Below are 9,807 nucleotides of genomic sequence, written 5' to 3' on the forward strand. Positions count from 1 at the left end.
AACAGCATTCAGCAAAAAATCGATCGCGCCTATAGCTATTCATCACCAAGTCCTTAATCAGAGGAAAGTATGAGCAATCAACAACTAAAAGATGATATTGAAAAAATTGTTTTAGCGCTAGGCGACGTTATCCCTGCGCTTGAAAGTCTTGCTGACGATGCTCGCGACAACATCGACAAAAAGCTTGAGGGTAGTCTTGTTGATATTGACCATAAAATCAGCGAGTTAAGTGACGCTATTTATCAACTTCAAAGCGCAGTAGATTGCAGTAACATTTTCATCACTACCGCAAAAGATGACGCCATAGATCATCTGCAAAAAGGAATTACCGAGCTTATTGAAACTGATATTAAGGCTGAGTACAAAGACCAAATTGAGAGGATTGCCGAGGCTATCAAGCCGGTTATCGTTGAAAAGCTAGATTGTGAAATTGCCAAAATGATTGATCAAAAAACGCTATCTATCAAAGATTACAACACCCAAATTACTAATATTAATCGTGACTTTAAGACTAACATGGCAACCACTCACGATCTCATCTCTGAGAACGTGACCAAGCTTAATCAAGCCAATACGGACGCCAGCACCCGATTTGATGACAATCTTGATAAGCTTCACCAAATTACTCAAGATCATCAAGAGGCGTTAACGAGCGTTCAAAATAACAGCGCCTTAATCGCCCAAGATATGCAAAAGACACTAAACAATATTGAAAGACTATTAGGTCTTGTATCGAATTCGACCACCACAATAATAATATGGATAGTTGGATTTCTTGCTGCGTGCGTAATGATAGCGATTGTTAATAAACTTGAGCTTTGGAAATCAGTTTTCCTGTCGGCAATTGGGCTAGGAATTTTTTTAGGTCTGATTGCAGGATTAATATTCTGGTTTAATAACAGAGAGGAATAGCAACCTATAACGTTAGGTAGTATTGAACTGATTATTCTCCTATTAGGAAGTTATAAGCAGTTCAATAGAGTCTGAGAAGGGCTCAGTTTATGAATTTCAAAAAAAATTATTTATGAATGATCTGAAACAAAATCCTCATTCGAAAGATAACTCGCTCGTAGGCATATATGATCGCTCATTTAGAGACCTTCCTAAATTTTGTGTAAGTATTTAATCTAAACGTCAGTTACACAGAATCTGGGATGGTCTCCGATCAGGCTTTTTCTAGCTTAGTTCCGGATTATATAACTGACAACATTAATCCTAATTTTGAGCTTAGACCTTATCAAAAAGAGGCATTTGGGCGCTTTGAGTTTTATCTCGATAGTTATCCAAACAAGCCGAAAAACCAGCCCATAAACGTGCTATTCCACATGGCAACTGGTTCAGGTAAAACTCTGATCATGGCAGGAGAAATCTTAACGCTCTATAAGCGAGGCTACCGGAACTTCCTATTCTTTGTAAATAGTACCAATATCATCAAAAAGACAAAGGAGAACTTTCTAAACAAGGCGTCTTCTAAGTACCTTTTTAGCGACACTATTAATATAGATGGTGAGCAAGTTAGAATTAGGGAGGTTGATAATTTTGCCTCAAACAATTCTGACGATATCAATATAGTGTTTACCACTATCCAAGGGCTTCACACTGTGATGCTGAACCCTAAAGAAAATGCGCTATCGATGGAAGATTTTGAAGATAACAAGGTGGTTTTGATTGCAGATGAAGCGCATCACATCAATGCTGAAACCAAAAGCAAGAAAAACAATGAAGAGCTTTTTGCAGTAGTAAGCTGGGAAAGTACAGTTCGGGACGTTTTTAATGCCCATTCAGAGAATGTGATGCTGGAGTTCACCGCTACTGCTGATCTCACTGAACCGGCTATTCAAGAGAAATACCAAGATATCGTACTTTTTGATTATCCTTTAAAGCAGTTTAGACAAGACCTTTACTCTAAAGAGGTGAAAGTACTACAAGCTGATAGCGAGCCTATGGATAGAGCGATACAGGCTATCATTCTAAGTCAGTATAGACGAAAGATTTTTGAAAAAAATAAGATTTTAATCAAGCCAGTAGTGCTTTTTAAGTCCAAAACAATCGCTGAAAGCAAAGCTTTTCATAAGGCTTTTGTTGAGGCAATGAGTAGCATCAGCAAAGACGATTTAGAAAAAGTCGAGAACTTAGCAGTTGGCAACAATATCATTCGTAAGGCATTTGAGTTCTTTGATACTAACGGTATTCGTCTGGAAGACTTGGCACTAGAGCTTAAAGAAGACTTCTCTATTGAGAAAACCATCGAGGTTAACAGTAAGGATAACCTTGAAAGCCAGCAAATATTGTTAAACTCTTTAGAGGATGCCGATAATGAGATTCGTGCGGTCTTTGCAGTCGATAAGCTGAATGAAGGCTGGGACGTCCTTAATCTATTTGACATCGTGCGTTTATATGACACACGCGACGCAAGAAGTAATAAAGTAGGTAAGACAACCCTCCAAGAAGCACAGCTTATCGGTCGTGGGGCACGCTATTGTCCTTTTCGGGTGAATGATGAACAGCCTCTATATCAAAGAAAGTACGATATATTGGATGACACGATAGACGCTCATGAGCTAAAAATTTGTGAAGAGCTCTATTATCATTCAGCACACAATCCTAAGTATATCCAAGAGCTTAACCAAGCATTGCAAGAGCTAGGCATCAAAGCGAAAATAACTTTAGAGCTACCTTTGAAATTAAAGGATAGCTTTAAGCAAACTCGTCTTTTTAAAACTGGCTTCATATATGTTAATAGACGCGAGATTTATGATCGATCAGATGTAGTAGGGCTTAATGACTCAATCATCAATACAAAACATTCATATACCTTGAGAACGGGGCGCTCGAGTGAGTTATCTGTATTTGAGGAATCAAAGACTAGAAACTTAAACACGGATAACAAAACGTTTCGTGTCTTAGGTTTTGGGACTCATGTCGTAAGAAAAGCCCTAGCTTCAATTCCTGCGTACAAATTCAATGAGTTAAAAAAGCTGTTCCCTAACCTAAAATCTATCGATGAGTTTATAGAGTCTCCGAGCTATTTAGGTAACATCAAGGTGGTTATCAGCGGCAATAAGGCTGATTTGGAGAACCTATCCCAAATAGAGAAGCTGAATGCTACTAAGAAGGTTTTAGCTGACATTGCTGAAAAGCTCAACGAAAACCGTATAGATTATAAGGGCTCAGAAGAATTTATACCTAAAACCATAAATCACCTTTATGAGAAAGATAAAATACTCAATATTGTGAATGAGGGGCAGACGAATCAAGAGTTTGGGGTGGGTCAAAAAGAAACCAGTAATCCTGAGTTATACCTAGATCTGTCCACTCGTAACTGGTTCGCGTTTAATGAAAACTATGGTACATCTGAGGAAAAATATTTAGTTCGCTTCGTAGACAGTATGATGAATGAGCTACAGCAAAAATACGATGATGTGTTCTTACTGAGGAATGAAAAGCACTTTAAGCTTTATTCTTTTGAAGACGGAAGGGCTTTTGAACCGGATTTTGTGTTACTTCTTACGAAAAAAGATGCAGATTATGAGCTGCACTATCAGGTATTTATTGAGCCTAAGGGTGGTCACCTCATCGCCAATGATATTTGGAAGCAAAATTTCTTGTTGGAACTTCAATCTAGGCACAAAATAGATAAGCTTTGGGAAAATAAGGGCTTCACAGTTTGGGGTTTGCCTTTCTATAATCATGACAATCATGTAAAAGAGTTTCTTCCTGCTTTTGAAGGCTTACTATAGGCGTACATTAAAACAGATTTTGGGCGGCTGCTTTAATTACACCAAAAAAGGAGATTTATTATGTATCCGGACAATGAGGAAGTTACTAGACTTAAACCTTTACCTTCTACTGTTAGGAGACTCTTCGCGCATTCAGGAAACTTATGTGCCTATCCTGGATGTAGAAATTTAATGATCGATGAGAATGGAGATTTTATAGGTCAAATCTGCCATATAGAGTCAGCTATGCCAAAAGGGGAGAGATTTAACCCCAATATGACTAATGAAGATAGAAGGGAATTTAGAAATTTAGTTTTAATGTGCTATCAGCATCATATTAAAACTGATAGAGAGGATGTCTATACTGTTGAAAAAATGAAGGAAATAAAAGCTAACCATGAGCGCATGTATAGTGAAAATATTATAGAACAAAAAATTCTCGATAGTCTGCAAGACTACACAGAAATCAACAACTCTTTAGTTAAACCGAACACCCTTGAACATATGTTTGATATAGTTTATGGAGAAGACAATATCAAATATAGAAGAGAAATTAATATTGTTGACGAAGATGTAGAGGCATTTAATGCTGCCATAAGTGCTTTCCAAACCCTTAGTCTGCCAAGTCGTAGAATATTTCTAATAGCATTGAAGCATTCATATCATCCATTACGAAGTAATCACAGTAGAAATGAAGAAGAATTATTCGTTGATATTTCCACAATTGCGAATGTAGTGATGGAATCATATCAATCCATTAAGCTAAATTTTGTTGAAATTGTAGCTAAAAGCTTAATGGTACATTACGCAATCAACCCATATGATTGGTCAGAAAACACATACGTCATCTCTAATGTAACGCCTGAATCAGATTCAGGAGCTTACGTTTGGTTAAATCTAAAAAGATACTGTCAATTAACTGATAAAAATATTATTACATTCGTAGAAAAAATGGATTTTAGTGAGCTAGATTGAGTAAACTCAATTGAGCCCATCATATCAGGATGGCTAGAAATAGGAATCAGCAACTTAAAAGAGCCTGGCATACTGAGCCGGCCTCATTGAGCCGTGATGCTACTTACTCGTTGTAAGTCATCGTGCCACCGGCTCCCTGTTTTACTCATAATGCAATCTGAAATGGGGGGCCTGGGGGGGGGAATAGGCAAAAGTGCCGGCAAATGCCAGCACTTTGCGAATCCTGCCCTAGCCTTAAACCCCCCATTTCTTTTCGTGCGTACGAAATCGCCGTACCCCCGGAGGGCCGAGCCCCTGCGGGGCTCGCCGGCCCGCTGGCTTCGCCAGGCGGGCTTTGGCCTGCCTGACTGCCCCGCGCCGCCGTGGCTGCTTGGTCCGGGCTCTTGCAAGTTTTGGGTTGTACAATCCAAAAACGGGGTTATAATTTGGATTGTACAATCCAAAAATAAGGGCCGCCCATGAAACCCACCGTATTGTAAACAAGACATTTTTATCTTTTATATTCAATGGCTTATTTTCCTGCTAATTGGTAATACCATGAAAAATACCATGCTCAGAAAAGGCTTAACAATATTTTGAAAAATTGCCTACTGAGCGCTGCCGCACAGCTCCATAGGCCGCTTTCCTGGCTTTGCTTCCAGATGTATGCTCTTCTGCTCCTGCAGCTAATGGATCACCGCAAACAGGTTACTCGCCTGGGGATTCCCTTTCGACCCGAGCATCCGTATGAGACTCATGCTCGAGCTGCCCGCCGCCTGAGACGAGAAAACTATTATGCCGACGGGCTTTCTCTTTGGCTCTCCATCAGAGACGGCTCCAGTTTTCATAATATGCGGCTTGCCACCGTCAATGATGACCAGGCGATTTTGGCAGGGCTCAGACAACTTTGGGACAAAGTCGCGCAAGAACACCCGCACGGACTGACCATTTTTCGTGTAAGCGTGACGCTATATGATTTAAGCCCTGCCAATGCTCGCCAGATCGACCTGTTGAATAATGATGATGCGACGCGGCAGAAATGGGAAAAAGCCAGCTCCGCAATTGATGATTTAAACAGCCGTTATTCCAAAACCATTGTTAGTCTGGGTGAATGGAAACCACCGGCAGGCGGGCAGGTCGGCGGTAAAATCAGCTATGTCCGCATTCCCTCACCTGAAGACTTTTGGTGACGAAAATGGCATCTCCACCCGGAAACTGGAAAACCCGCTATAAAGCCAGTGATCTTGCCGACCATCAAAGATTAGAAATGACCTGCAAGAAATGTAACCGCCTTGTTTATATCAACAAGGCAATGATCAGCTCAATTCGAGGACACGAGCAATTATATTTGGACGAGGTTGAACGACGCGCGCGCTGCAAAGCTCAAAATTGCCGTGGCACCATGCGCATGGCAATGGTGCGCCTTGATGAACTCAGCGGCTTTGTTGGCGGGATTGCTTGATATCCCGCCAAGATTTTAAGATCGCAACAAGCTGGCTGACTGGCGCAATAATGGTATAGCAATAAGATAAAGACTTGCTGCGACGAGCCAAACCCAACCATCCCACTGCCCCGCGGTTAAGCCATAAAACGTCGTAAATCCGACCGGCCCGATGATCGAGGTTATATTCGTCAACCCTGTTAACGTTCCTTGCAAAGCCCCTTGTTTTTCATCGCGAACAAGACCGGAAATAATGGCCTGCAAAGCAGGCATACCAATGCCGCCTGTGGCCAGCATGAAAATTGCCGGCAGAACCATCCAGCTTTGCGTGATAAAAGCCAGCAATAAAAACCCGCAAATATCAGCGCCCATTCCAAGCAACAACACACCGCGATCGCCCACTCGTTTTGAAAGAGTGCCGGTTAAAACTGCCTGTACAAATGTATGTGCTGCACCAAAAACGGCCAGCGACACACCTGCTGTGCCAATATCCCAATTCAAGCGCTGTTCGCCATAAATCACCCACAGAGCAGCTGGTGCCTGCCCGATAAGCTGCATAAGAAAAAACAACGCAAAAAAGCTGGCAAGTCCCTGAACTGCAAAATTGAAACGAAAACCTTCAAACAAATTGATTTTGGCTTGCTGTCCTTCGGGCGGCTGTGACGGCACTTTAGGCAACAAGAAAGCCACCAAACAAAAGGCAATTGCATTGAGAAAAGCGCCTGCCACAAAGGGCGCATGCACAGATATATCACCAAGAACACCGCCAATAGCAGGCCCAGCAATCATACCTGCGCCAAAACACGCCCCCATAAAACCAAACCAACGCGCACGTTCTTCCTGTTTGGTTGTATCAGCGATAATTGATGCCGCGATTGCACCTGTTGCTCCGGTAACACCTGAGATAATCCGGCCGATATAAAGCACCCATAAAACAGGCGCTGCCGCCATTATGCTATAATCAATCGTGGCGCCTAAAAATGAAACCAGCAAAATAATCCGCCGCCCATAGCGGTCAGATAAACGCCCTAAAACGGGTGCGCAAAAGACCTGCATAAACGCATAAAGCGATAAAAAAACACCATAGTGAAATGCTGTTTGCTCTGCCGGTACAAATTCATTTAATAAAGCCGGCACCACCGGCATGATTAATCCCAAACCAATCGCATCAAGCGCGACAACAATGAGTGCGGTTATGAGTGATTTTGACATAGACGTGACTTTTATTTATCATTGATAAGTTGGCGACGTATAGGAAGAATAAACGCCCTTTTCACCCAAGTCAAACAGCTTTGGACCGCAGTTGACTCTTTCGACACCCCTGCGATGCAACCCAATCCGGCTGACGAGCTGAAACCCCAGAAGGTCAAGGGGGTGTCACTGGCCGAGAAGGTGTTCGGAGCCGTGGAGACGGTCGAAGGGGTGGCGCAAAGGTTGAACGCCAAAATAATGGGGTCTGTGCAGCCGATGGCCGAGAAAGCCGCTGTAAGCGCCCAGAACGAGCGAAGAGCCAAGGAGCTAAGGGAAACCCTAGCCCAGCAGCAAAAACGCTTACAGGCCCTTCAGGAGCCGTTTAAGGGGCTATCCAAGGATCAGGTAGCGGGACTGATCCGGCAGGCGGTGAAATTGCGGCAGGAGAACGAGCAGGAGAAGCAGGAGCGCGCCCAGCAGATCAAAGAGCGATTCAAGGCCAAGCGGGAACGGGAGCGCAGCGACCGCAGCAGGGGCCGTTAACCCTTTTCAACCAACTTTAACCAACTTTAACCAACCTTGAACAACCTTAAACCATTGTTTAACCAACATTAAACCACTTTCAACCAACCCTAAACCACTTTCAACCAACCCTAAGCAACCGGGGTGTAAGGGCTGGCAGTAATCGCGCGGATTTACAGGCACGTCGGATATGTTTACAAAAACTCCGTTTTTGACACATATCCCGTGCCAAAGGGTGCCCCTTTGAAACCCTCCAGCGCCCCGCTCAATCGCGGGGCAGGGTGACGCGGTGGGGTAGGTCGGGACTGGGGCCGTCCTCGTCCAGGAACGCCACTTCGGCGCGTTCCAGGGTGCAGCCATCGAGGTTCAATTCTTCCATGTCCTTGAGGGTGAAAACCCCCGCCTCCTCGCGGCTCTTGGTGTACCCGTAGCCCTTGGGTTTCCAGTACTCCAGACCTGTCTTGATGTAATACATGCTCATGGCCATACCTCGTCCTTGAGTTTCGATATAACGGAATCCAGCGCCGTTCTGGTGGTGCCGTCCAGCGTGTCTATACCCCTGTCGTAAGCCTCCAAAACAGCGGCCATTTCAGCGGCTGTGATGCTGATAGTGGCCGTGGTGTCCCTTACGATATGGGAGTAATCAGGCTTGCCGAAAAGGGCTTTGAGTGGATCTGTCATGGCTGATCTCCAAACATATCAAGCGTGTCTGTATCCCACTCTATTGTAAACAAGACATTTTTATCTTTTATATTCAATGGCTTATTTTCCTGCTAATTGGTAATACCATGAAAAATACCATGCTCAGAAAAGGCTTAACAATATTTTGAAAAATTGCCTACTGAGCGCTGCCGCACAGCTCCATAGGCCGCTTTCCTGGCTTTGCTTCCAGATGTATGCTATTCTGCTCCTGCAGCTAATGGATCACCGCAAACAGGTTACTCGCCTGGGGATTCCCTTTCGACCCGAGCATCCGTATGAGACTCATGCTCGATTATTATTATTATAGAAGTCCCCATGAATAAATCGCTCATCATTTTCGGCATCGTCAACATAACCTCGGACAGTTTCTCCGATGGAGGCCGGTATCTGGCGCCAGACGCAGCCATTGCGCAGGCGCGTAAGCTGATGGCCGAGGGGGCAGATGTGATCGACCTCGGTCCGGCATCCAGCAATCCCGACGCCGCGCCTGTTTCGTCCGACACAGAAATCGCGCGTATCGCGCCGGTGCTGGACGCGCTCAAGGCAGATGGCATTCCCGTCTCGCTCGACAGTTATCAACCCGCGACGCAAGCCTATGCCTTGTCGCGTGGTGTGGCCTATCTCAATGATATTCGCGGTTTTCCAGACGCTGCGTTCTATCCGCAATTGGCGAAATCATCTGCCAAACTCGTCGTTATGCATTCGGTGCAAGACGGGCAGGCAGATCGGCGCGAGGCACCCGCTGGCGACATCATGGATCACATTGCGGCGTTCTTTGACGCGCGCATCGCGGCGCTGACGGGTGCCGGTATCAAACGCAACCGCCTTGTCCTTGATCCCGGCATGGGGTTTTTTCTGGGGGCTGCTCCCGAAACCTCGCTCTCGGTGCTGGCGCGGTTCGATGAATTGCGGCTGCGCTTCGATTTGCCGGTGCTTCTGTCTGTTTCGCGCAAATCCTTTCTGCGCGCGCTCACAGGCCGTGGTCCGGGGGATGTCGGGGCCGCGACACTCGCTGCAGAGCTTGCCGCCGCCGCAGGTGGAGCTGACTTCATCCGCACACACGAGCCGCGCCCCTTGCGCGACGGGCTGGCGGTATTGGCGGCGCTGAAAGAAACCGCAAGAATTCGTTAACTGCACATTCGGGATATTTCTCTATATTCGCGCTTCATCAGAAAACTGAAGGAACCTCCATTGAATCGAACTAATATTTTTTTTGGTGAATCGCATTCTGACTGGTTGCCTGTCAGAGGCGGAGAATCTGGTGATTTTGTTTTTCGA

Annotated in this window: 10 protein-coding genes and 1 pseudogene; 8 read left to right on the plus strand and 3 right to left on the minus strand. The window is 44.8% G+C overall.

The window, feature by feature from the left end:
• Positions 1-69 precede the first annotated feature (69 nt).
• From HF322_RS11250 to HF322_RS11270, 5 genes are all read left to right on the plus strand, one after another.
• The gene (locus HF322_RS11250; RefSeq protein ID WP_169393555.1) at positions 70-912 is read left to right on the plus strand and encodes a hypothetical protein; all 843 of its coding nucleotides are present in this window, start codon (positions 70-72) and stop codon (positions 910-912) included.
• A gap of 242 nt (positions 913-1,154) precedes the next feature.
• Positions 1,155-3,740, plus strand: a complete 2,586-nt coding sequence (locus HF322_RS11255) for a DEAD/DEAH box helicase family protein (protein ID WP_169393556.1) — start codon at positions 1,155-1,157, stop codon at positions 3,738-3,740.
• Positions 3,741-3,800: 60 nt separating this feature from the next.
• Positions 3,801-4,694 carry a hypothetical protein gene (locus tag HF322_RS11260; RefSeq protein ID WP_169393557.1) on the plus strand — a complete coding sequence of 298 codons (894 nt, stop codon included), beginning with the start codon at positions 3,801-3,803 and terminating at the stop codon, positions 4,692-4,694.
• Between the two features lie 641 nt (positions 4,695-5,335).
• Positions 5,336-5,863, plus strand: a complete 528-nt coding sequence (locus HF322_RS11265) for a hypothetical protein (protein WP_188211265.1) — start codon at positions 5,336-5,338, stop codon at positions 5,861-5,863.
• A 5-nt stretch (positions 5,864-5,868) separates the two neighbouring features.
• Positions 5,869-6,135 (plus strand): hypothetical protein, encoded by a 267-nt coding sequence (locus HF322_RS11270; RefSeq protein ID WP_169393559.1) that lies wholly within the window; start codon positions 5,869-5,871, stop codon positions 6,133-6,135.
• A 15-nt stretch (positions 6,136-6,150) separates the two neighbouring features.
• On the opposite strand, the gene tet(Y) is transcribed toward HF322_RS11270, so the two are convergent.
• Positions 6,151-7,326 carry a tetracycline efflux MFS transporter Tet(Y) gene (gene tet(Y) / locus HF322_RS11275; RefSeq protein WP_169393560.1) on the minus strand — a complete coding sequence of 392 codons (1,176 nt, stop codon included), beginning with the start codon at positions 7,324-7,326 and terminating at the stop codon, positions 6,151-6,153.
• A gap of 114 nt (positions 7,327-7,440) precedes the next feature.
• On the opposite strand from tet(Y), the gene HF322_RS11280 reads away from it, so the two are divergent.
• Entirely contained in the window at positions 7,441-7,848 is a 408-nt protein-coding gene (locus HF322_RS11280) for a mobilization domain protein (RefSeq protein ID WP_219848224.1), read from the plus strand.
• A gap of 244 nt (positions 7,849-8,092) precedes the next feature.
• Here HF322_RS11280 and HF322_RS11285 read toward each other — a convergent pair whose 3' ends face one another.
• Together HF322_RS11285 and HF322_RS11290 are read right to left on the minus strand one after the other, a co-directional pair.
• Positions 8,093-8,314, minus strand: a complete 222-nt coding sequence (locus tag HF322_RS11285) for a hypothetical protein (RefSeq protein ID WP_001251694.1) — start codon at positions 8,312-8,314, stop codon at positions 8,093-8,095.
• Positions 8,305-8,508: a hypothetical protein gene (locus HF322_RS11290; RefSeq protein WP_000131876.1), complete on the minus strand. Its 204-nt coding sequence runs from the start codon at positions 8,506-8,508 to the stop codon at positions 8,305-8,307. Before HF322_RS11290 ends, HF322_RS11285 begins: the two co-directional genes overlap by 10 nt.
• 336 nt (positions 8,509-8,844) lie before the next feature.
• Between HF322_RS11290 and sul2 the strand changes: the two genes are divergently transcribed.
• Both sul2 and HF322_RS11305 read left to right on the plus strand, forming a co-directional pair.
• Positions 8,845-9,660, plus strand: coding sequence for a sulfonamide-resistant dihydropteroate synthase Sul2 (sul2, locus tag HF322_RS11300; protein ID WP_001043260.1), 816 nt, complete (start codon positions 8,845-8,847; stop codon positions 9,658-9,660).
• A 60-nt stretch (positions 9,661-9,720) separates the two neighbouring features.
• Positions 9,721-9,807 (plus strand): annotated as a pseudogene (locus HF322_RS11305) (APH(3'') family aminoglycoside O-phosphotransferase); the annotation flags it as partial.

It is taken from the genome of Psychrobacter sp. MF31 (assembly GCF_012847335.1).
GTDB lineage: Bacteria > Pseudomonadota > Gammaproteobacteria > Pseudomonadales > Moraxellaceae > Psychrobacter.

Excerpts from the sequence above, each read along its gene's own strand:
- HF322_RS11265 (WP_188211265.1), top strand. The coding sequence starts at position 5,336 with ATGTATGCTCTTCTGCTCCTGCAGCTAATGGATCACCGCAAACAGGTT.
- HF322_RS11290 (WP_000131876.1), bottom strand. The coding sequence starts at position 8,508 with ATGACAGATCCACTCAAAGCCCTTTTCGGCAAGCCTGATTACTCCCAT.
- HF322_RS11285 (WP_001251694.1), bottom strand. The coding sequence starts at position 8,314 with ATGGCCATGAGCATGTATTACATCAAGACAGGTCTGGAGTACTGGAAA.
- HF322_RS11255 (WP_169393556.1), top strand. The coding sequence starts at position 1,155 with ATGGTCTCCGATCAGGCTTTTTCTAGCTTAGTTCCGGATTATATAACT.
- HF322_RS11270 (WP_169393559.1), top strand. The coding sequence starts at position 5,869 with ATGGCATCTCCACCCGGAAACTGGAAAACCCGCTATAAAGCCAGTGAT.
- sul2 (WP_001043260.1), top strand. The coding sequence starts at position 8,845 with ATGAATAAATCGCTCATCATTTTCGGCATCGTCAACATAACCTCGGAC.
- HF322_RS11280 (WP_219848224.1), top strand. The coding sequence starts at position 7,441 with ATGCAACCCAATCCGGCTGACGAGCTGAAACCCCAGAAGGTCAAGGGG.
- HF322_RS11250 (WP_169393555.1), top strand. The coding sequence starts at position 70 with ATGAGCAATCAACAACTAAAAGATGATATTGAAAAAATTGTTTTAGCG.
- HF322_RS11260 (WP_169393557.1), top strand. The coding sequence starts at position 3,801 with ATGTATCCGGACAATGAGGAAGTTACTAGACTTAAACCTTTACCTTCT.